This window comes from Brevibacterium atlanticum, assembly GCF_011617245.1.
Classification (GTDB): Bacteria; Actinomycetota; Actinomycetes; order Actinomycetales; family Brevibacteriaceae; genus Brevibacterium; species Brevibacterium atlanticum.
Map to the genome: position 1 here is coordinate 1,139,406 of NZ_CP050152.1, position 22,296 is coordinate 1,161,701.

Sequence of the window (22,296 nt, forward strand, 5' to 3'; positions counted from 1 at the left end):
CTTCAGGGGCGGTGACGGGGCGGGCAGTTGAGAGATCGGGGAGGCTGCCGGGGCCGTGTCTCGTGTCAGTCGTTGGCATTAGGCTAGGGGACGTGTCCACCGCACTGTACAGAAGATACCGCCCAGAGACCTTCGACGAGGTCATCGGTCAAGAGCATGTGACCGATCCGCTCAAGGCCGCGATCGAGCGCGGCCGCATCAACCATGCCTACCTGTTCTCCGGGCCGCGCGGGTGCGGAAAGACCACCTCGGCACGGATCCTCGCCCGGTGCCTCAACTGTGAGAAGGGGCCGACCCCGGTGCCCTGCGGTGAGTGCCCGAGCTGCCGGGACCTGGCAAACGGCGGGCCCGGTTCGCTCGACGTCGTCGAGATCGACGCGGCCAGCCACAACGGTGTCGATGATGCCCGTGACCTGCGGGAGAGGGCGATCTATGCGCCGGCCCGCGACCGGTACAAGGTGTTCATCCTCGATGAGGCGCACATGGTCACCTCGCAGGGATTCAACGCCCTGCTCAAGATCGTCGAGGAACCGCCGCCGCACATCAAGTTCGTCTTCGCGACCACCGAGCCCGAGAAGGTCATCGGCACGATCCGCTCGCGAACCCACCACTATCCCTTCCGGCTGGTCCCGCCCGAGGCGCTGACCAACTACCTCGAGGATCTGTGCGGCCGGGAAGAAGTCAACGTCGCCAAGGGTGTGCTGCCTCTGGTCGTGCGCGCCGGCGGTGGTTCCGTGCGCGACACCCTGTCCGTGCTCGACCAGCTCATCGCCGGTTCGGGACCCGACGGAGTCGACTACGGTCGAGCCATCGCGCTGCTCGGCTACACCCCGGACTCGCTGCTCTCGGACATCGTCGATGCCTTCTCCGCCGGTGACGGCGGAGGGGTCTACCGCGCCGTCGAACGCGTCATCGAATCCGGTCAGGACCCCAGGCGCTTCGTCGAGGATCTGCTCGAGCGCTTCCGCGATCTCATTGTCATCAATGCCGCCCCCGAGGCGGCCCATGCCTTCCTGCCCGAGGTGCCGCCGGACCGTTTGGAACGCCTCACCCTACAGGCCGCCGGCTTCGGGCAGGGGGAGCTCTCCCGCGCCGCGGACCTGCTCAACGAGGGACTGACCGAGATGTCGGGGGCGACCTCGCCGAGGTTGCAGCTCGAACTCATCTGCGCGCGCATTCTGCTGCCCGGGTCCGGTCGCAGCCGCGACGCCGTGCTCAGCCGCATGGAGCGGATGGAGCGACGGATCGGCATGTCGGCCACCGGTGTGGCAGCGAATCTGCCCCCGGCGCAGGCAGCGCCGGACCAGGGCCAGGTTCCGGGCTCGGGGCAGGTTGCTGGCCAGACGTCAGGTCAGGGCCGGCCTGCTGGGCAGGAACCGGCAGGTGCTGCCGGAGGCGGCAACGGAGCGCAGGCACCTGCTGGACAGTCCCAGCCGACCGATCACGACGACTTCGATGACATCGCCGCCATGGCCGTCGCCGCAGAATCGATGCTCAACGACGCCGACCCGTCGGCTCAGGCGCAGGAGTCCCAAGAGCAGCCTGCTCAGGCGGAGCCGGAGCGGTCGACTCACGCGTCCGAGCCGACGGCTGCACCAGCATCTCCGCACACCGACGAACGCGAGCAGGATCCTCGGCGCGAATCCGCTTCCGTTCCGGAGACCGGGAACCAGCAGCCCGAAGCGAACTCCCAACCGGCCGATCCGCAGCGCCAGGCGTCCGAACCGACCGCCTCCGCACAGGCCCCAGCGTCAGCACCGGACTCGGCTTCAGCCTCCGGGCAGGGGGAGACCTCGCAGACTGAGCAGGCAGCGGCACCGGAAGCCACCTCGGTGGCGGGATCGGGCGATATCGGCGGAGAGATCGAAGCGATCCGTCGCGCCTGGCCGAGCATCCTCGCCGCCGTCGAGAAGCGCAGCCGCCTCACCCGCGCGATCATCGCGGCCAACGCGATTCCGCAGTCATTCTCCGACGGGGTTGTCTACCTCGGCTTCAACAATCCCGGATCCGTCCAGGGCTTCCAGCAGCGCGACCACGGCGCCAAATTGGCCGCCGCGATCAACGACGTCCTCGGCATCCAGGCGCGCATCGACGTCGGCGATGTCGGCCGAATCGGCGGCGGAAACGCGTCCGGCGGTCATCAGGGGAAAGGGGCTGCGGCCCCGCCGATGAACGATGCCGGAGGCAACCGTGGCCCGGCACCCAGCCAGCGCCGCCCGAGCCCCCAGGAAGTCGCTGCAGTCGTCGGCACCCGCGAGGTCGACAAACCACAGGTTGACCACGAGAAGTTCTGGGAACCCAGCGGACCGACTCAAGGCCCCTGGTCCTCCGACGACGAGGAGGGAGAACAGCCGGGGTCACCCAGCGAACCGACCCCTGAGATCAACCGCCCCGACGACGAGCGCGCGGGCGGGTTCGAACAGGCTCCGGCAAAGCCGGACAACCCTGAGTCCGGCGGCACCGAGTCCGGCATCGCCGACCATGTCGACGACCACGCTGCGAAGGAAGGTGCCGCCACACAGCCGCATTCGGACGAATCGGACACACCGGTCGAGCCGGCCACCGTTGCCGACGAAGATAGCGCCGAAGCCGACGTCCCGGAGATCGTCGTGCCCGATCTCTCCGACGACGACTTCTTCGGAGCTCCCGCAGACCAGGCACCCGAGGGTGACGGCGACAGCGACTCCGACTCGTGGCAGCCATCGTCATCCTCCGCCGCGCCAGTGGCGGGCCCCGACGAGTCAGACTCGGCCTCGGCCTCAGGTGAGTCAGGCTCCGATTCCGGCGAGCAGGGCTGGGCGGCCGACGGACAGGTGCCTCACCCCGAGGGAGAGGCGCCGACCGATGAAGGACACGCGACTTCAGCGGAGGTGCAGACGCAGTCGTTCGGTGGATCAGGATCGCCGTACGACGATGACAGCTCACCGATGGAATACGTCCAACCGCGGTGGGAGGAGCCGAACTGGCACGATGGACCCGACACCGGTCCGCCGGTCACCGCTTCTGCCGATGTCGATACGACGAGCGCCGGCAGCGGAGCTGTGGACGTCGGTGCCGTGGTCGTGCCTCCACCTGACGACGACCTCGACTACCCCGACCTCAGTGACCCCACCGGCGACTTCGGGGCAGAGGCCTCGGTGTCGTCCGTGCCAACCTCGGCTCCTGCCCAGACTCCGCCGCCGAGCCGCGCGAACGAATCCAAACCCTTCAAGTCCCGCTTCGCTGCCCTCGCGGAGAAACACGGTGTCCATACGACTGCTCCGGGTGGATCCGATTTCGGATCTGCCCCGCAGCCCAACGGTGTGTCCGGGGCCCAGCCCAGCGCCGCCTCGGCGCCCGGGGCGAATCCCTACCCGCAGGCCACGGGACCGGACGAGGACGAGTATGATCCGGAAACGGACCTCGACGTCTCCGAGGCACCCCAGATCGGGGTCGACGTGATCGCACGCGTCCTCGGCGGCGAAATCATTGACGAAAGAGAAGTATGAGCGCTGTCTACGAAGGTGCCCTCCAGGATCTCGTCGAAGAGTTCGGCAAGCTTCCGGGCATCGGGCCGAAGTCGGCGCAGCGACTCGCCTTCCACATCCTCCAGACCGACTCCAGTGACGTCACCGCGCTGGCGCAGGCGCTCACCGACGTCAAGAAACGAGTGCGGTTCTGCGAGATCTGCGGCAACGTGTCCGAAGAGGCCGAATGCACGGTCTGCCAGGACCCGCGCCGCGACCGATCGATGATCTGTGTGGTCGAAGAGCCCAAGGACGTCGTCGCGATCGAACGCACCCGCGAATACCGGGGCCTCTACCACGTTCTCGGCGGCGCGATCGACCCGATGGCCGGCGTGGGACCGGACAATCTGCGGATCAAGGAACTCATGACCCGTCTGCAGAACGGCGAGGTCACGGAGACAGTCATCGCCACAGACCCCAACCTCGAGGGCGAAGCTACCGCAACCTACCTCGTCCGGCTGCTCGGCTCTCTCGGGGTGAAGGTCACCCGGCTGGCCTCGGGCCTGCCCGTCGGCGGTGACCTCGAATATGCCGATGAAGTCACTCTCGGCCGCGCATTCTCCGGCCGCCGCGAGATCGACTGAACCGTAACACCGGCTCGAGCCGATCGGCGTGTTCCGATCCGAACAGCGGTCATTCGCGGCCGCCAGAAGCCTCGTTGCAATGCCTCCGCGAAATGCGGGTCACGGAGTGCCTCATGTCAAGACCCCCGGGAAATACGGGCCGTTGACCCAACGACACAACCGAAGGTACGGTGGAAAAAACAATAGAATTTAACTCGAAAGAGTGATCTGATGAGCATCAGAGCAAAGATTGCTGGCGCCCCCTTAGTTTCGTCTCTACTTATGACTGGAATTTCTTCAACTCCAGCAATGGCCGCCACAGACTCGGTAACCGGGTATTTGAAGTGCCCTTCCGGGAAGCAGCTCAACGTTGTTGTCACGCTTGAAGGATCCGGCAATGCGGTCTTTTACCTAAATGGCAAGCAAGTTGCATCTGACACTTTCGGTGGCACTCATGGCTACCGATACCCTGGCAATGGCAGTGGAGGGCGCTGGAAGGTCACAACAAACCAAAACATCAAGACTGTGAGTGACTACTGCACTGCGGCAGTACTCTGAGCTTCCGATTCGAATTGCTCTCATGACGAAGATCAGTCCTGACGAGGTTAATGCCTTTATTAAAACACTTAATCTCCGCAAGATATCTGTTTCAGACAAAGCCGAGCTGACTGATAAGTTAGCTATGGTGTGCGTCGGTTTCGGGATACCAGTGTCAGTGACTGGGGGAAAGGTGTTATTTGATCCGAATGGCGATGGGGTCGATAATCAAGATGTGGAGCTCCTTGATCTTCTCATCAAGCTAGTTGATCATAGATTCTGCATTCGATGTAATTGAGCTATTTGCGGTCTCTAGTGTCGCGTATCGTTAGTTCCTGAATGGTTGTTTGTTTGTTAGGGAGAATCGGTTTATGGCGAATTCTCCCGCTCTGGCATCAACCTTGTTCGAGCATGAGGGACCAGTGCTACGTGAGTGGTTGAGGCCGTCGACCATCAGGGCCGGGCTTGCCAGGCGAGCACGGATCGTGCTGCTGGCCGCCGACGGAGTGACGAACACTCAGATCGCTGAGTTGACGGGTTCGTCCGTGGTCACTGTTCTGAAGTGGCGGGCACGCTACGAAGAGTCGGGGATCGCTGGCCTCACTGATGACCAGCGTTAGGGTCGACCGAGGCGCCTCGATGACTTCGAGATCGTGACCACGACATTGATGCCGCCGGAGAATGCGGTCGTGTTGTGTGTCGATGAGAAGTCTCAGATTAAGGCGTTCGAACGCACGGCCCCGTTGTTGCCGATGCGCATGGGTGATGCGGAGAAACGCACTCACGACTATCACAGGCGTGGAACGTCGACCCTGGTCGCGGCGCTGCAGGTCGCGACTGGCCAAGTCACAGGTGCGGTGAAGTCGCGGCATCGGCGGCACGAGTTCCTGTCGTTTTGCGTCAGACCTGACTTGCACAAGTGGATGAGGTTTTCAGGGTTCCCGAACATATCGACCCTGGTCAGGCGGCTGCTGGTCTCAGGTTTGGGTAACTAATTCTCGCCGTATCATGGGGGAATGAGCCCATTCGTGCGCAAGGTACCCACCGCGTCGGGCGCCACGGCAGTACAGATCGCCGATAAGACCGGCGGGAAGTACCGCATCGTCGAGCACCTCGGGTCCGCCCACACGCCCGAGGACCTCGCCGCTCTCGTCGAAGCTGGCAAAGCTAAACTGCGGGACCCCGGACAGGCCACACTCGACTTCGATACCGCGGACAAACCGCGGGTGTCATCGGCAGTCGTGAAGTCCAGCAGGTCCGGGCTTCTTATCGACACGATCCGCAGCGTGTACGAAAGGCTCGGGTTCGACGTTATTGACGATGAAGCGTTCTTCCAGCTCGTTGCTGCCAGGTTGGTTGAGCCGACGTCGAAGTCTGACAGTGTCAGAGTCCTCGACGAGCTCGGTGTCGAGGTTGTTCACCGCAACACGTTCCTCAACGCCTAGTGCGGGCCAACGAACGCGACTACCGGGCGAAGATCGCTGAGAAATGCTTCGCTCACAGTGTCGCCACTACCGGCATCAGCCTGCTGCTCTATGACGTCACGACCTTATATTTGAGGCTGAGAAGGAAGATGCTCTGCGTCAGGTCGGGTACTCGAAAGAACGCCGTGTCGACCCGCAGATCGTCGTCGGGCTCCTCGTCGACCGGACTGGGTTCCCACTCGAGATCGGGTGCTTCGAAGGATCGAAGGCCGAGACTCACACGATCATTCCCGTGATCAAAGCCTTCCAAGAACGGCATCACGTCACTGACATGGTCGTCGCCGCCGATGCCGGGATGCTCTCAGCCAAGAACCTCAAGGAACTCGATGATGCCGGTTTGCGGTTCATCGTCGGGTCCAGGCAGACGAAAGCCCCACACGATCTGGCTACCCATTTTCGGTGGAATGGTGAGTACACCACCGATGGGCAGATCATCGACACGATCACCCCGAAGGGAGTGAAGCGACTCGACCCAGACCGGGTGAAGAAGAGACGCGAACCCGTGGTCAGCAGAAGAGCATCCGGATGCGTGGCGAGTGGTGTGGCAATACCGCCGCAAACGAGCGATGCGTGATGAGCAGACGTTGAACCTGCAGCGTAACCGGGCGTTGGCGATCATCGATGGGGATAAGCCGGCGAAGAAGGCCCGGTTTGTGAAGGTCACCGAGGAGGAGAAATCCTTCGACGAGAAAGCTTACGAGCGGGCGATGAAGCTGACAGGGTTCAAAGGCTATGTCACGAACATTCCAGCCGGGACTATGTCGGCTGCTGAGGTGATCGGCAGTTATCACGACTTGTGGCATGTCGAGCAGTCTTTCCGGATGTCGAAGACCGACTTGAGAGCCAGGCCGATTTTTCACCGGAAAAGGGACGCGATCGAGGCGCACTTGACGCTCGTGTTCACCTCCTTAGCCGTATCGAGGTTCATGCAAGAGGCGACTGGGGCATCGTTGAAGAAGATCATCACGAGTCTACGGCCGTTGCGAGAGTTCACCGGCCGCGTGAGTGGCCAAGACATCACGTTCACACCCGAAGTGCCCAAGGCCGTCGAGAACATGCTCAAGGCGCTGGAAAAATCGTAAATTCGGTCTTCGGCGGTGGGTAACTAAAGTTGTGCAACTCAGGAGGTGTGGTGAAGTCGCGGCATCGGCGGCACGAGTTCCTGTCGTTTTGCGTCAGATCGACCGGGCCTATCAGGGCCAGGAGCTACATCTGGATATGGACAATTACGCCACCCATAAAACGGCAGAAGTACGTCAGCGGTTGGAGTCCCATCCTCGGCTCCATGTTCACTTCACGCCGGCGTCGGGGTCGTGGTTGACCCTCGTGGAGGTATGGTTCGGGATCATCGATCGGCAAGCAAACAAGTGAGGTGTGTTCACTTCGGTGAAGAATCTGAACGGGAAGATCCGGGAGTTCATCGACGGGTAGATCGAACGCCAACCCCTTCGTATGGACGACGACACCCGCGCGGTCAGTCGAGGAGGTGAAACCTAAACCAACTTCAGAAACGCGACACGTAGGTGCCCGCGAGCCAGCTATTATCTTCCGGCCGGCCATGCAGCACGGGAGTAGGCCCCGGTTCCCTTGAGCGCGTTGTAGAAGATCTTCGGGGAGACCGCATAGCGTCTCGCTGCCTCTGCCGCTGAGATCCCTATGCCGACCATTGCCCGTTAGGAGCCCGAGAAAGAATTCCTGCCGCGGGCCTGCCCGTCGGCGGTGACCTCGAATACGCTGATGAGGTCACTCTCGGCCGCGCATTCTCCGGCCGGCGCGAGATCGACTGAACCGCGTCAACGGCTCGAGCCGATCGACGTGTTCCGATCCGAACAGCGGTCATTCGCGGTTTCCCTGAAGCCTCATTGCAATACCTCCGGGAAACGCGGGTCCCTATGCCGCATTGCCGCGTTGCGGTAAGGTGGAGTGCGTGATCCAGAAGGTGACTCACTTCATAAGGAGTGAGCTATGAGTACCTGGGCTAAACGACTGTTCGCAGTAACCTGTGCAGCTATTATTTCGTTTGGAATCACAACCAGCCCTGCCCTTGCTAAGTCTGCGCCAGCAACAGCGGAGCCACACACCACCGCCGTTAAGCGGCATGTAGCAAAGGTTTGGTGGATCTACGCGGACGGCTTCCACTTCAAGTCAACCTGCGAGGCGTACGCATACAAGGAGTTCCGCCATATGGATAAAGAAGGAACTCGCGGCGGGATAGACAAATATGATTGCCTGGACGCTGAAGACGGTACCTGGGAGATGTGGGTGTTCGGACCGGATGGAGTCAACTGATCACAAGGGGCACCAACCCATCGATAATCACAATTCCGAGCTGGAGCAGGTTCGCATTCGAGGAAAACTAGCACGGGACACGGCCGGGCAGGTATTCATCCGCTTGTTCGAGCCCCGGGACTACAGCACAACGGGTTCGCCCCGTGGCCTCCGACTAGACGAAGAAGATGCGCATAAGCCGAAGTGGATACAAGTCAAGGATCTGACCAGTGTTGAGAATTTATCCGGCCCTTGGGTCTCAATCACTGGTTTCGTCGACTGGAGCCTCACTTCGCGTTCTGGCGGCAAGCCAACGGTCCAAGACGGCGTTCTAGAGTCACAGCCCCGAGCCGACGAGCTGATGCAAGAGCAAATGCAACTCTCTACAGGAGACTATGCTTCCTTGGAGCTAAGTGACGCCGCTTTAGGAGATCGCCGCACTATGGTCGGCGAAAACAGCGATCGTGATATCACACGGCATGTCGACGAACTCGAGAAATTCGCCGCAACCGTCAACAGTGACGGCATGATCAAAATTGATGCACCCTCTGGTCCAGGGTGCGTCCAAAGTGCGGGCGCAGGGCACGTAGGCGGTGTCGGCTTCTGTGTTCACTACCGGGTCCCGATTGTCACAGATGATCTACGCGAGTACCTGAGGATCGTGAACGCAAAGGTCGCGTTGATACCCGCAGTGCAACGTAAATGGTAGAAAACTATTGGTACCCTAGTGAAGCTGTCCCAGGCTTTGCCCTAGGTGCCCGCGAGCCAGCTATTATCTGCTAGCCGGCACGTAGCTCGGGAGTAGGCCTCAGTTCCCTTGAGCACGTTGTAGAAGGTATTCGGGAAGGCCTCATAGCGTCGAGCTACCTCTGCCGCCGCGATCCCCTTGCCGACCATTGCCCGATAGGAACATGAGAAAGAGTTTCTGTATGGGGGCCTGCCCATCGGCGGTGACCTCGAATACGCCGATGAGGTCACTCTCGGCCGCGCATTCTCCGGCCGCCTCGTGAACTATTGCCTGGAACGCCGACCATGCGTGGTGCACACCGTGTCACAGAGTGCACGATGACGTCACCGACCGACTCACGCTGACTTTTGGCGACTCGCACAGTCGCTCAATGACGATCACAGCCTGCTGGCCGCGACGGCCTGCCTAATCTGACCGAACTACCGAAACAGTCACGTCTCCTGCCCGAGTCCGACGGTGGGCAAGACCGTGAACTGTCAGAATCGATCAGTTTGGAGCAGCGGGTCATGACAGCATCGAATCACAAGGGACCGGTCTCGGCTCCACCAGGAACAGAGGCGAACGCAGGTTCCTCGTCAGAACAGGGGTCGGGATCTTCAGGTTCAACCCGGCCCCCACGATTGGGCATTCTGGGCAGCGAGGATTGGTGGGCAGTCTGGATCGGGCTGGGAATCGTCGTTCTGGCGCTGATTCTCTGGGCCGGCGGCGGTTCCTTGAACATCTTCGCCGCGAAGATTCCCAGTTGGCCCGATTGGGCGTTCCTCCTTCACGGCGGCACGACTCTGAAGGACGGTGAAACCGTCGCGGTCGCCGGGTTGGTCGATCGACTCCCGAACCTGGTCCTGCTCTATCTTCTCTACACGGCTGCCTTCGGCGTCGTTGCGTGGGTTCTGCGTCTGCGCCTTGCCGCGTTCATCGGCGGGTTCACCCTGCTCTTCGTCTTCAGCCTGGTCATCAACGTGCTCAGCTCCTCAGCATGGGCGACCTCCTACAATTTCGAAGCACCACTGGTGGCACTCGTGATCGGATTGGTCATCGGCAATCTCGTCGATGTTGAGCGCTACTTCGGCGGCGCTCTGCGCACGGAACTCTATGTCAAGGTCGGTATCGTTCTCCTCGGAGCGACTCTGCCGTTCACCGTGATCCTGCAGGCCGGGCCGGTCGCTCTGCTCCAAGCCTCCGTGATCGCCATTGCCACATTCCTCATCATCTTCTTCGTTGCCGTCAATCTCTTCGGAATCGACAAACGATTCGCCGCGACGCTCAGCGCCGGGGGATCGATCTGCGGTGTCTCGGCGAGCATCGCGGTCGGCAGTGCGGTCAAGGCTCGCAAGGAGCATGTCTCGGCAACCATCTCGATCGTCGTCGTGTGGTCGATCATTGCGATCTTCGTCCTCACCGGCCTGAGCAAAGCGTTCGGTCTGGCCGACGGCGTGGCCGGAGCGTGGATCGGCACCTCGGAGTTCGCGGACGCGGCAGGCATCACCGCTGCCAGCAACTTCGGCGATGACGGCATCGCAGCATTCACGCTGATCAAGGTGGTGGGGCGAGACATCTTCATCGGAGTCTGGAGTCTCATCCTGGCTTTCATCGCGATCACCGTCTGGGACCGTCGCGATCGCGTGGCCGCGGCCAGGGCCGCAGGCGAGGACGACCGCGAGGTCGTGCACGAGCGGGCGGACGTCGCCCAGATCTGGCGCCGTTTCCCGAAGTTCGTACTCGGCTTCTTCGTTGCGTCGATCCTCCTGACGGTCGTCATCGCCGTCTCGGGGTCCAGTGCCGGTGATGTCATCTCCTCGGATGTGGTGGCGCCGATCAAAGAACTGAGGACGTGGGCATTCACCTTCACCTTCCTGTCGATCGGACTGACCACACGATTCCGTGATCTGTCATCGTTGGGGTGGAGGCCGGTTGCCGCCTTCAGCGTCGGCGCTGTCATCAACATCGTGCTCGGGTTCCTGATCTCGGCAGTGCTATTCGGACATGTCTGGGCGAATATCGGAGCGGGCTCGTGACACTTGCCGAAACGAAAGCGGATCCGTCGACGACCCCGGTCACCTGGCGCACGATCATCGAAGTGAGACTCAGCCCGACTCGCCTCCGGCGCAGTCACACGAACCTGAGCGACGCAGCTGCGGACGTGGAAGCCCGCCAGCGGAGAATCGACTGCGCTCGACAGGTTCTGGACGAAATCGGACAGCAGAACGACGACGACTGGACGATCACCTGCGATTCCCGCACGTTCCGCGCCGAGCGTAGAAGAGGAGCGTTCGCTGACATCGAGGACACGTTGGTGGAACGCGGACTGAGTCGCAGCGACTTCACCGTGCGCGTCGAATACTCGCGGGCCTGGGGAATGCTCTGAGGGTATTGAACCAGTTGCCGTTCGCTTCTTGACACCATATCGATAATCGTGAAGTATATTGTTTATCGATATATCGAGAAACGATAAGTCGAATGCCGGGCTAGGCGTCCGGCACACGGTGAACCGGCATGTAGTCGGACTAGGGAGGCGAGCGGACATGGATAAGGATCTTCGAGGACAGGGGAAGCCAAGCAGCAGATGCGGAGCTCGTTCGGGAGCCGCATTCCTCATCGCATTCGCTCTCGGAATCTACGCAGTGTACTCAGCCGGCATGCTGTTCAAAGGCCTCGTCCATGCTCAGATCGATGTGCGCTTCGATTTCGAGGATTCAGGTCTTGGGACGATAGACCTCGGCGGACATGGAACCACGCTCAGCGGCCTCACCGAGGTGACGCTGCCGACGGGAGACCTCGCGGTTGAGACGATGATCTTCCTCCTCATCGCGAAGCTCTCATTCATTCTCACGCTGATCGGGGCGGCGATCGCGTTTGTCCCCATCGTCAGATCCATCGGTCGAGGAGATCCATTCGCGGTGAAGTCCATCAGAGCGCTCTCCGCACTCTCGTGGGTCTTCTCCATGGGCATCCTCGTGTACTTCGTTGCCGGGATTCTCGGGTCCAATCTCGCCTCACGCGACCTTGGGATCGCCGATGATGTCGGCTCGAACACCTCGATCGCGCAGACCTACATCATCCTCGGCGTACTCGGAATCATCGAGATCCTCCGGCGAAGCTTCGTCTCCGGTCGCCGAGCTCAACAAGAACTCGAAGGGCTCGTGTGATGGTCGAAGAATTCGACTCATCACGCGTCATCTGTCACCTCGACGCACTGCTCACACAGAGGGAACTCAGTCTCACCGAGTTGTCCAAGCGCGTCGGCGTCACCCTGGCGAACCTCTCCGTGCTCAAGAACAACCGGGCGAAGGCCGTGCGCTACTCCACTCTCATTGCCCTGTGCGAGGTCCTCGACTGCCAGCCCGGAGACCTCTTCACGGTGGAACGCCGACCCGGCTGAGCGGTCGAGGTCTCGGCCGCTCGCAGGGCCGGCAATATAACGATTTCTGAGCAGGGACTGAGCGGCCGGTGGCCGACCCGGGTCTCGCCCATCAGGACGGCGAACGGACGGGTCGCCGACAGCCGGCATCCGGCCCGGTCAGAAGCTGTCTGAATGGCGGTCGAAGGTGAACCGAAATGACCTACCTCATACAATGGTCGAGGTGCCGGGAGCCCGACACGGCTGAAATCCTGATCGATGGAGCACGATACCTCCATGTTTGGAACCATGGAATCGATCGCCTGGCACGGAACTTATCAGCGATAAGGAAGATACTTCAGTGAGCATAGTCGTCCAGAAGTTCGGTGGGTCCTCGGTAGCCGATGCGGAATCGGTCAAGCGAGTGGCCAAACGAATTGTCGAGTACCGTCAAGCCGGCCACGAGGTAGTCGTCGTGGTGTCGGCCATGGGTGACAGTACCGACGATCTCATCGACTTGGCCCAACAGGTCTCTCCCATGCCGCCCGCCCGCGAACTCGACATGCTGCTGACCGCCGGTGAGCGCATCTCGATGGCGGTCCTGGCCATGGCGATCGCCAACCTCGGCTTCGAAGCCCAGTCCTTCACCGGTTCGCAGGCCGGCGTCATCACCGATGAGCAGTTCGGCAAGGCCCGCATCATCGACGTCACCCCCGGCCGCATCCGGTCCTCCCTCGACGAGGGATACGTCGCCATCGTCGCCGGATTCCAGGGCGTGAGCCAGACTGCGAAGAACATCACCACACTCGGCCGCGGCGGATCCGACACCACGGCCGTGGCATTGGCCGCCTCCCTCGATGCCGATGTCTGCGAGATCTACACCGACGTCGACGGCGTCTTCACCGCCGATCCGCGCATCGTGCCCACGGCACGCAAGATCGATGAGATCGGGTACGAGGAGATGATGGAGATGGCTGCCTCGGGCGCCAAGGTCCTCATGCTCCGCTGCGTCGAATACGCCCGCCGCTACAACGTGCCGGTGCATGTGCGGTCTTCATTCTCTCGCAAACAAGGAACCTGGGTGACCGATTCACCCATCCCAGAAGCCTTCCGACAGGGACGGGGACCATCGACCCCGGAAGCGGAATCAGAAACGGAGTCCACCATGGAACAGGCAATCATCTCCGGCGTCGCACATGACCGCTCGGAGGCCAAGGTCACGATCGTCGGCGTTCCCGATGTCCCGGGTAAGGCGGCCGAGATCTTCAAGACTCTGGCCAAGCAAGAGGCGAACATCGACATGATCGTCCAGAACATCTCCACCCGTGAGCCGGGCAAGACGGACATCTCCTTCACCCTGCCCATGGACGACGGCGCCAAGGCACTCGAAGCCCTCGATGCCGTCAAGGCCGAGATCGGCTTCGACCAAGTCCGCTACGACGACCAGATCGGCAAGCTCTCCGTCGTCGGCGCCGGAATGCGCTCCCACCCGGGCGTGACCGCGACCCTGTTCGAAGCGCTCAGCGACGCCCAGGTCAACATCGATATGATCTCCACCTCGGAGATCCGCATCAGCGTCGTCACCCGAGCAGACCTGCTCGACGACGCCGTCCGGGCCGCGCACGCCGCCTACGGACTCGACAGCGAAGACAACGAAGCAGTGGTGTACGGAGGTACCGGACGATGAGTGTGAATATCGGAGTAGTCGGAGCAACCGGCCAGGTCGGAGGCGTGATGCTCGACCTCCTGGCCGATGACCCCGGGTTCGAGATCGGTTCCCTGCGCCTGTTCGCCTCGGCTCGTTCGGCCGGGAAGACCGTTGACTTCAAGGGCCAGTCCATCACCGTCGAAGACGTCGCCGAGGCGGATCCGTCGGGACTCGACATCGCGCTGTTCTCCGCCGGCGGAGCGACCTCGCGTGCCCAGGCCGAGCGTTTCGCCGCCGCCGGGGTCATCGTCGTCGACAATTCCTCGGCTTGGCGCTCGGACCCGGAGGTTCCGCTCGTCGTCAGCGAAGTCAACCCCGAGGCTCTCGACGAGCTGCCCAAGGGCATCATCGCGAACCCGAACTGCACGACCATGGCCGCCATGCCCGTGCTCAAGGCTCTCCACGCCGAGGCAGGGCTGTCCCGCCTCATCGTCGCGACCTATCAGGCGGTGTCCGGTTCGGGCCTGTCCGGAGTCGAGGAGCTCGCTAGTCAGCTCGAGGCCGGAATCCCCGATGCCCGGAAGCTCACCACGGACGGAAACTCTGTGACGCTGCCGGCACCGGACAACTACGTCGAACCGATCGCGTTCAACGTCCTGCCGATGGCCGGGTCGGTCGTCGACGATGGACAGAACGAGACCGACGAAGAGAAGAAGCTGCGCAACGAGAGCCGGAAGATCCTCGGTCTGCCCGAACTCCTGGTCGCCGGCACCTGCGTGCGCGTGCCCGTCTTCACCGGCCACAGCCTGAGCATCCACGCCGAGTTCGACTCGGAGATCAGCCCCGAGAAGGCCACCGAGGTGCTCGGCCAGGCTCCCGGAGTCGTCCTCGACGAGGTTCCGACCCCGCTCAAGGCCGCCGGGAAGAACCCCAGCTTCGTCGGACGCATCCGCGCGGACCAGTCGGCACCGGCCGGCAAGGGCCTCGTCCTCTTCGTGTCCAACGACAACCTGCGCAAGGGTGCAGCACTCAACACCGTGCAGATCGCCAGCCTGCTGGCTGCGAAGCTCGAGGCACAGGCCGCCTGATCGCCGCCTCGGCGAGGTGATCGCCTGGACCATTAACCGCCCGGAAGCACACGCTTCCGGGCGGTTTCGTCGTCTCCTGGTGCGCCGCACCTCCCTCGTTCAAGAGTTCGACCGCTCGTGGACTGTCCGCGCCTGTCGGCCGGGCTCGTTCAAGCGCCCGCTCGGATGTGGAGTCGTCGACGGTTCCCTATTCGCGCGCGGCCTTGATCGACGACCAGTGGGCGACGGGCGACGTATAAAAGTGTTGCTATATATAAATATTTATATTAGTGGCGGGCCGCTGATCTGAGTATCGTCTTCGATGTTGCCCACGAACGCCCGAGTCCTGAGAGGTCCACCATGATCCCTTCCCGCATCGCGCTCACCACCGGAGCCATCGCCGCTTCGACATCTTTGGTTCTCAGTGGCTGCGGGGGAGGAGCTTCCGGCTCGGAATCAGGAGAACTCAAGGTGGTGACCTCGACGAACGTCTATGCCGACATCGTCTCCCAGGTCGCCGGTGATCTCGCCGAGGTGACTCCGGTCATCGATGATCCGAGCCAGGACCCGCACGACTATGAAGCGACCACGCAGGACCGTCTCAAGCTGTCCAAGGCCGACCTCGTCGTCGAGAACGGCGGCGGCTACGACGCTTTCATGACCACGATGCTCGAAGCCTCGGATGCCGACGTCGAGACGATCGATGCTGTGGCGATCTCCGGCCTGCCCGGTTCCGAAGACCTCGGCAACGAACCTCACGACCACGGTCATGAACACGGCGACGATGAGGACGAGGCCCACGCAGGCGGCCACACCCACGACGAGGGCGACGAGCATTCCGAGGACGAGGGCCATGACCACGAAGGCCACGATCATGGGGAGTTCAACGAACATGTGTGGTATTCGGTGCCGACGATGACGAAGCTCGTCGACGAAGTGGCCGACCACCTCGGCGAGGCCCTGCCGGAGCACAAGGATGACTTCGCTGCGAATGCGAAGGACTACAAGAGTGAACTCGGGGGTCTGCAGGATGATATCGATGCGGTGAAGAAGGACCACGGCGGCGAGAAGGCCGCTGCGACCGAACCTGTGCCGCTGTGGCTGTTTGACGATATGGGTCTGGAGAACATCACCTCTGATGAGTTCCTCGAGGCCGTCGAAGAAGGCAATGATGTGCCGCCTCTGGTGCTCAAGGCCGCGAAGAAGCAGCTCTCCGATGGGGAAGCCGCAGTTCTTGGTTACAATACTCAAGCAGCGGGTCCGCAGGCGGAAGAGCTTAAGTCCACGGCCGAGGACTCCGATGTTCCGGTCGTCGACCTCGCCGAGACCATGCCGGAAGGTGAGCACTACACTGACTGGATCGGCGGCTACGTCTCCGATATCTCGACAGCACTCGAAGGACACAAACACTGACAATGGCAAAAGAATCCGACGCTTCCGCACCGACATCACTCCGGGAGCCGGTGATTCGCCTGCGCGGGGCCGAACTGCGGTTCGGTCCCCGCGTGCTCTGGCACGACCTCGACCTGGACGTCGCGCCGGGAGAGTTCGTGGCGGTCCTCGGACCCAACGGCACCGGTAAGACCTCCCTGCTCAAGGTGCTGCTCGGGCAGAACACACTGTCCGCCGGAACGGCCGAGGTCGGCGGTCGGCAGGTCCATTCGGGCAACCCGGCCATCGGCTACATTCCCCAGCAGCGAGGCATCGATCCGCACACCCCGATGCGCGGGCGCGACCTCGTGCGGATGGGCATCGACGGTCACAAGTGGGGGATGGGTCTGCTTTCGCGAGGCCGGAAGAAGAAGGTCGACGAGCTGCTCGCCGCTGTCGGTGCTACCGACTACGCTGATGCGCCCGCGGGCACCGTCTCCGGCGGTGAGTTGCAGCGACTGCGAGTCGCCCAGTCTTTGGCCAACGATCCTTCGGTGCTGCTGTGCGATGAACCGCTGCTGTCCCTGGATATGCATCATCAGAAGGTCGTCGCGGCACTGCTCAATGAGCAGCGGGTCGAACGTGACACCGCCGTCGTCTTCGTGACCCACGAGATCAACCCGATCCTGCCCTACGTCGACCGGGTCCTCTACATCGTCGGCGGGCACTTCCTCGTCGGCACCCCCGCCGAGGTGATGACCACCGAGTCTCTGTCGCGCCTCTACGGTTCCCCGGTCGAGGTCGTGCAGGTCGGTGGACGGCTCGTCGTCGTCGGCGGTGAAGAGGAGTGCGTCGACCACCACCACATGCCCGATGAGGACTTCGACGTGAATGCGGCGGTGAACCGATGAGCATCACCGAGATCTTCGGCAGCCTCTTCACCTTCGAAGACTATGGCGAACTCGTCGCGCTGCTGGCGAATTCTCTCATCGCTGCCGCACTGCTCGGCGTCGTCGGGGGTCTCATCAGCGTCTTCGTCATGGCCCGTGACATCCCCTTCGCTGTCCACGGTGTCTCCGAGCTCTCGTTCGCAGGTGCCGCCTTCGCCCTGCTCATCGGCTTCGACGTCGTCGCCGGGTCGATCGTCGGGTCGATCTTGGCCGCACTGATCATCGGCGTCGGAGGAGCCAAGGCTTCGGAGAAGAACGCCATCATCGGTGTGCTCATGCCCTTCGGTCTGGGGTTGGCGATCCTCTTCCTTGCCCTCTATGACGGGCGGGCGGCAAACAAGTTCGGGCTGCTGACCGGGCAGATCGTCGCGATCACCCCGAGCCAGATCCTCACGCTCATCGTCTGCGCAATCGCGGTGCTCGTGGTGCTCGCTATCGTGTGGCGACCGCTGATGTTCTCCAGCCTCGACCCCGAGGTGGCCCGGGCCAAGGGCGTGCCGGTTTCGCTGCTGACGATCATCTTCATGCTCACCCTCGGACTGGCTGTGGCGCTGAGCGTGCAGGTCGTCGGCGTCCTCCTCGTCCTCGCCCTGCTCATCACCCCGGCGGCCGCGGCCACGCAGCTCTCGGCCTCCCCGGTGTGGGTGCCGGTGCTCAGCGTGATCTTCGCAGTCACGGCCTCCGTCGGCGGCATCCTCATCGCCCTGGGCTCACCCGTGGTGCCGATCAGTCCGTTCGTCACGACGATCTCTTTCCTCATCTACTTAGTCTGCCGCCTCGTCGGGGGACGCCGGATGAAGTCCCTGCACCGCCGCCGCGCCGCCCGAGCGGCCAAAGACCACAACACACCCCAGCCCTCCACCCCCTAATTGCTACCTGACGGCGGCCCAGCAACCTCGCGCGAGGTTGCTGGGCCGCCGTCAGGTAGCAACGGGAGGGGATAGAGTTGGGGAAATGAAGAAGCGCGCTCTCCTCGCCGGTGCCCTCGCCGTCCCCGCGGCTGCCGGCATCTGGTGTGCGGTCATCGAACCGCATCTCTTCGCCATCCGTCGCCATACCCTGCCGATCCTGCCGGCCGGGGCTCAGAGCATCCGCGTCCTGCACGTTGCCGACCTGCACCTGGCACCCTGGCAGAAGCACCGCGCGGCTTGGGTCAAAGCTCTCACCCGACTTCAGCCGGATCTCGTCGTCAACACCGGTGACAACCTCTCCGCCGACATCGTGCCCGAGGTCCTCGACGTCTTCTCCGGCCTCCTCGATATCCCCGGCGTCTTCGTCCTCGGATCCAATGACTTCTTCTCCCCGCAGGCGAAGAATCCAGCGAAGTATCTGCGTTCGCCTTCGGAGGTCAAGCACCGGGTCAACCCCGACCTCGACGTCAAGGCCCTCGTTCGCGGGTTCGAAGACGAGTCCGCGACGGGCGGGCCAGGTTGGCATCTCCTCGACAACGCCGAGGTTGCCCTGACCATCAAGGGCACCCGCATCGACTTCTCCGGGCTCGGTGACGCCCACATCGACCGTGACCGCATCCGGTGGAGTGGGGAAGCGGCGGGCGACGGCGTGCTCGAGCATCCGCGCTTCGACCCGGAGGCCGGTCTCAGGTTGGGCGTGACGCATGCCCCGTATTCGCGGACTTTGGAGGCGTTCGCCTCGGCGGGGGCGGATCTCATCATGGCCGGGCATACCCACGGCGGGCAGATCCGAGTGCCCTTCTGGGGGGCTCCGGTGACGAACTGCGATATGGATCGGACACGCGCGAGAGGTGTCTTTTCCTATCGTGGCAGCCTCGTCGAGATCTCCGCCGGCCTCGGCTTCTCACCGTACTCACCAGTGCGTTTCGCGTGCCGACCGGAAGTCAGTGTCCTCGAACTCGTCGCCGGAGCCTGACCCGTTCAGCGGTTTCTGAAGATTTGCACAAGGCGAATTCGCTAAACTTGCTCTCATGGTGTCTCCTGAGTCAAACCCCACTCCGACCAAGATGGGCGCGTTCATGCAGTTCGTGGCCGTCAGCGCGGTGGCCGGCATCGTCGCCGCCGGTCTTGCCATCCCCGGAGTCGGCGTAGCCACAGCCAGTGCGAACAGTGCGGTCGAGATCTTCGATTCGCTTCCCGCCACCTTGGAGATCAAGGACCTCGGCGAGAAGTCGACGATGCTCGCCTCCGATGGCTCCGAGCTTGCAGAGTTCTACTGGCAGAACCGCCAAGAGGTGCCGCTGGATAAGATCTCGGACAATATGCAGAATGCGACGATCGCCGTTGAGGACTATCGGTACTTCGAACACGGCGGCGTCGATATCGAGGGCATCGCCCGTGCAGCGGTGCACAATCTGGTGTCCTCGACGACTCAGGGCGGATCGACACTGACCCAGCAGTACGTGAAGAACGTGCTCGCCGAGAACGCCCACGCCGAGGAGAACGAAGAAGGCGTTGCAGCGGCGAAGGAGTCCGAAGGCACCGCCGGCTACGCGCGTAAGCTGCGCGAGGCCAAGCTCGCTGTCGCAGTTGAGAAGAAGTACGACAAGAAGGAAATTCTCAACCGCTACATGAACATCAACAACTACTCGGGATCCCCGAACGTCTACGGCGTCGAAGCCGCGGCCTACAGGTACTGGGGCATCCACGCCAAGGATCTCAATATCCAGCAGTCGGCGATGCTCGCCGGCATCGTGCAGAACCCTTCCGCCTTCAACCCGCAGCGGTTCCCTGACCAAGTGCTCAAGCGCCGCAACACTGTGCTCGGGCAGATGCTCAAGTACGATCACATCACGCAGAAGGAATACGACAAGGCGGTCAAGACCGACCTCGACCTCGACCTGCACGAGACGCCGAATGGCTGCTCGGCAGCCAAGAGCAAGGCAGAGTTCTTCTGCAACTACGTACAGAACGTCATCATGAACGATGACACCTTCGGCGACACAGCCGATAAGCGACTGGCGTTCCTCCAGCGCGGCGGCCTGACGATCAAAACCAGCCTCAACCCCGATATCCAGAAGATCGCGGACAAAGAGGTCAAGAAGCGTGTGCCCGTCGGTGACCCCTCCGGCGCCGGTCACGCTCTGGTGACGATCGAACCCGGCACCGGTGAGGTCATCGCGATGGCCGAGAACCGCGAGTACACCGCCGGAGAAGTCAAGAAGAAGGACAAGAACAAGAAGACGAGCGTCAACTACACCGTCGACAAGAAGCACAACGGCGGTGGCGGATTCCAGGTCGGTTCGACGTGGAAACCGTTCGTGCTGGCCACATGGCTGAAGGAGGGCAAGAGCCTCAACACCACGGTCAATGCCACGAAGCGCAACTTCCCGGCGAGTTCGTGGAAGTACAGTGGCTGCCCGAACATGGGCGGCGACTGGGATCCGAACAATGCTGGTGACGGGCCAGGCAAGGGGTCAATGACCGCGCTCGAAGCGACGAAGAATTCGGTCAACACAGGCTTCGCTGCCATGGGCAATCAGCTCAACATGTGCGACATTATGGACACAGCCATGGACCTAGGTATCCGCTACGGCAGCGGCGAGGCGTTGGACTACAAGGACAAGAACGGGTTCATCCAAGCTTTGTCGCCTTCATCCATCCTCGGTACGACGGAGACGACTCCGATCGCGATGGCTGCGGCATTCGCGACCTTCGCGAACGAAGGCGAATTCTGTGGCCCCAAGCCGATTACCGAGATCAAGGACCGCAAGGGTAAGAAACTCGACTTGCCGGGTGAAGGCTGCAAACGCGTCCTCTCTAAGGACGTCGCCAGAGGAGTCGCCTACGCTCTGACACAGACCTTCAACGGTGGCACGACATCCGGCCTCGGAATCGGCGTGCCTGCAGGCGCGAAGACCGGTACGACGAACTTCGAAGTCGGCCAGACCTGGCTGCTCGGGTTCACAAAGACCTTGGCGACCGCGGTCTGGACCGGCGACCCGGCAGGAACCCGCGACTGGCGCACAAACGGCGCCGGTGCAGTGCGCGGTCAGGTCTTCGGTGCCACGATCTCCGGCAAGACCTGGCAGGCGTACATGAGCCAGGCGGTCAAGGAGACCAAGGGCAACACCGGCTTCCCGAAGCCCAGCAGCAAGTACTTCCAAGGTGGTGGCTCCGGCGGCGGTGGCGGCACCTCGACCAACGGCCGCAGCGGCGGCGGCGGTGGTACCGGCGGTGGCGGCGGTAACGGTGGCGGCGGCTCGTCGAACGGCGGCGGTGGCGGCACCGGCGGCGGTGGCGGCGGCAACAACGGTGGCGGCGGCAACGGCGGCGGAAACGGGGGCGACGGCGGAGGAGACGGCGGCGAAGCTCCCGGCCTCGGAGGGAATTGAATATGACTAAGGGTGGACCATGTCCAGACATGGCCCACCCTTGCTGTAGCGGTTGTTAGCTGTCACACGGCGTATAGCGCGCACCAAGTTTTCTTGCCGACAATTCCATCTACGGAGAGTCCATGCTTCTTTTGGAAGTCTCGGACCGCCTTTTCAGTCTTAGAACCGAATACTCCATCGGCGGTCACATTCCAAGGGGAGTTTCGATACGGGAGACCGCCCTGCATTAGACTAGTTTGCAATCCGAACACAGCTTGCCCGGTGCTACCTCTGCTGATTGTGGGTTGAGAGCTACAGCTCGCTGCTTCCGCTGGTTGCGGGCTCGTTGCAACTGGAACGGCCACGCCGGCCCCGGTAAGAGCAAGCGTGAGCGTCAGCAATCCGATTACGCGTTTCATTAGTCCTCCTTTGGATCGGTGGTCGGTACACCTGACCCTACCAGACAAGTTAGCCTGTTCTATGAATTATGCATACGTGGTACATGAAGAGATGTCAGTTGCAAGATCGTCCG

21 protein-coding genes and 3 pseudogenes are annotated in these 22,296 nt (G+C 62.2%); 23 read left to right on the plus strand and 1 reads right to left on the minus strand.

The genetic code is table 11. The features are described 5' to 3' along the window. Window positions 1-92 precede the first annotated feature (92 nt). The 23 genes and pseudogenes from GUY23_RS04885 (at window position 93) to GUY23_RS04990 (ending at window position 21,785) form a co-directional block, all read left to right on the plus strand. Entirely contained in the window at window positions 93-3,488 is a 3,396-nt protein-coding gene (locus GUY23_RS04885) for a DNA polymerase III subunit gamma and tau (protein WP_166970240.1), read from the plus strand. Continuing rightward, the gene (gene recR, locus GUY23_RS04890) at window positions 3,485-4,090 is read left to right on the plus strand and encodes a recombination mediator RecR (protein WP_166970242.1); all 606 of its coding nucleotides are present in this window, start codon (window positions 3,485-3,487) and stop codon (window positions 4,088-4,090) included. Before GUY23_RS04885 ends, recR begins: the two co-directional genes overlap by 4 nt. A gap of 210 nt (window positions 4,091-4,300) precedes the next feature. Further along, window positions 4,301-4,627, plus strand: a complete 327-nt coding sequence (locus GUY23_RS04895) for a hypothetical protein (RefSeq protein ID WP_166970244.1) — start codon at window positions 4,301-4,303, stop codon at window positions 4,625-4,627. Window positions 4,628-4,649: 22 nt separating this feature from the next. After that, window positions 4,650-4,904, plus strand: coding sequence for a hypothetical protein (locus tag GUY23_RS04900; protein ID WP_166970246.1), 255 nt, complete (start codon window positions 4,650-4,652; stop codon window positions 4,902-4,904). Between the two features lie 73 nt (window positions 4,905-4,977). Continuing rightward, window positions 4,978-5,226: a helix-turn-helix domain-containing protein gene (locus GUY23_RS18910; protein ID WP_166970248.1), complete on the plus strand. Its 249-nt coding sequence runs from the start codon at window positions 4,978-4,980 to the stop codon at window positions 5,224-5,226. A 33-nt stretch (window positions 5,227-5,259) separates the two neighbouring features. After that, window positions 5,260-5,601 (plus strand): hypothetical protein, encoded by a 342-nt coding sequence (locus tag GUY23_RS04910; protein WP_166970250.1) that lies wholly within the window; start codon window positions 5,260-5,262, stop codon window positions 5,599-5,601. Window positions 5,602-5,622: 21 nt separating this feature from the next. Continuing rightward, window positions 5,623-7,172 (plus strand): annotated as a pseudogene (locus GUY23_RS04915) (IS1634 family transposase). A gap of 31 nt (window positions 7,173-7,203) precedes the next feature. After that, window positions 7,204-7,461, plus strand: a complete 258-nt coding sequence (locus GUY23_RS18915; protein WP_407647380.1) for a transposase — start codon at window positions 7,204-7,206, stop codon at window positions 7,459-7,461. A 326-nt stretch (window positions 7,462-7,787) separates the two neighbouring features. Next, window positions 7,788-7,877 (plus strand): annotated as a pseudogene (locus tag GUY23_RS04925) (recombination mediator RecR); the annotation flags it as partial. Window positions 7,878-8,055: 178 nt separating this feature from the next. Continuing rightward, on the plus strand, window positions 8,056-8,379 hold the full coding sequence (locus tag GUY23_RS04930) for a hypothetical protein (RefSeq protein WP_166970253.1): 324 nt from the start codon (window positions 8,056-8,058) through the stop codon (window positions 8,377-8,379). Continuing rightward, entirely contained in the window at window positions 8,366-9,067 is a 702-nt protein-coding gene (locus tag GUY23_RS04935; protein ID WP_166970255.1) for a hypothetical protein, read from the plus strand. Before GUY23_RS04930 ends, GUY23_RS04935 begins: the two co-directional genes overlap by 14 nt. 216 nt (window positions 9,068-9,283) lie before the next feature. Further along, window positions 9,284-9,427 (plus strand): annotated as a pseudogene (locus GUY23_RS18810) (hypothetical protein); the annotation flags it as partial. A 392-nt stretch (window positions 9,428-9,819) separates the two neighbouring features. Then, window positions 9,820-11,121 (plus strand): YeiH family protein, encoded by a 1,302-nt coding sequence (locus GUY23_RS04940; protein ID WP_208085483.1) that lies wholly within the window; start codon window positions 9,820-9,822, stop codon window positions 11,119-11,121. Continuing rightward, entirely contained in the window at window positions 11,118-11,471 is a 354-nt protein-coding gene (locus tag GUY23_RS04945; RefSeq protein ID WP_166970259.1) for a hypothetical protein, read from the plus strand. Before GUY23_RS04940 ends, GUY23_RS04945 begins: the two co-directional genes overlap by 4 nt. A 157-nt stretch (window positions 11,472-11,628) precedes the next feature. Then, window positions 11,629-12,252, plus strand: a complete 624-nt coding sequence (locus GUY23_RS04950) for a DUF2975 domain-containing protein (RefSeq protein ID WP_166970261.1) — start codon at window positions 11,629-11,631, stop codon at window positions 12,250-12,252. Next, a complete protein-coding gene (locus GUY23_RS04955; RefSeq protein ID WP_166970263.1) occupies window positions 12,252-12,485 on the plus strand; it encodes a helix-turn-helix domain-containing protein in 234 nt (77 codons plus the stop codon). Before GUY23_RS04950 ends, GUY23_RS04955 begins: the two co-directional genes overlap by 1 nt. Before the next feature lie 319 nt (window positions 12,486-12,804). Further along, entirely contained in the window at window positions 12,805-14,130 is a 1,326-nt protein-coding gene (locus tag GUY23_RS04960; RefSeq protein WP_166970265.1) for an aspartate kinase, read from the plus strand. Then, window positions 14,127-15,179, plus strand: a complete 1,053-nt coding sequence (locus GUY23_RS04965; RefSeq protein ID WP_166970267.1) for an aspartate-semialdehyde dehydrogenase — start codon at window positions 14,127-14,129, stop codon at window positions 15,177-15,179. Before GUY23_RS04960 ends, GUY23_RS04965 begins: the two co-directional genes overlap by 4 nt. Before the next feature lie 339 nt (window positions 15,180-15,518). Continuing rightward, window positions 15,519-16,571, plus strand: a complete 1,053-nt coding sequence (locus tag GUY23_RS04970; protein ID WP_166970269.1) for a metal ABC transporter solute-binding protein, Zn/Mn family — start codon at window positions 15,519-15,521, stop codon at window positions 16,569-16,571. 2 nt (window positions 16,572-16,573) lie between these two features. Continuing rightward, window positions 16,574-17,440, plus strand: coding sequence for a metal ABC transporter ATP-binding protein (locus GUY23_RS04975; RefSeq protein WP_166970271.1), 867 nt, complete (start codon window positions 16,574-16,576; stop codon window positions 17,438-17,440). Beyond that, window positions 17,437-18,348, plus strand: coding sequence for a metal ABC transporter permease (locus tag GUY23_RS04980; RefSeq protein WP_166970273.1), 912 nt, complete (start codon window positions 17,437-17,439; stop codon window positions 18,346-18,348). Before GUY23_RS04975 ends, GUY23_RS04980 begins: the two co-directional genes overlap by 4 nt. A gap of 85 nt (window positions 18,349-18,433) precedes the next feature. Further along, window positions 18,434-19,366 (plus strand): metallophosphoesterase, encoded by a 933-nt coding sequence (locus GUY23_RS04985; RefSeq protein ID WP_166970275.1) that lies wholly within the window; start codon window positions 18,434-18,436, stop codon window positions 19,364-19,366. Window positions 19,367-19,421: 55 nt separating this feature from the next. After that, complete coding sequence (locus GUY23_RS04990) at window positions 19,422-21,785, plus strand: transglycosylase domain-containing protein (RefSeq protein ID WP_166970277.1); 2,364 nt, start codon at window positions 19,422-19,424, stop codon at window positions 21,783-21,785. 62 nt (window positions 21,786-21,847) lie between these two features. Here the strand turns inward: GUY23_RS04990 and GUY23_RS04995 are convergent, their stop codons facing one another. Beyond that, a complete protein-coding gene (locus GUY23_RS04995; protein WP_166970279.1) occupies window positions 21,848-22,183 on the minus strand; it encodes a peptidoglycan-binding domain-containing protein in 336 nt (111 codons plus the stop codon). Window positions 22,184-22,296: the final 113 nt, after the last annotated feature.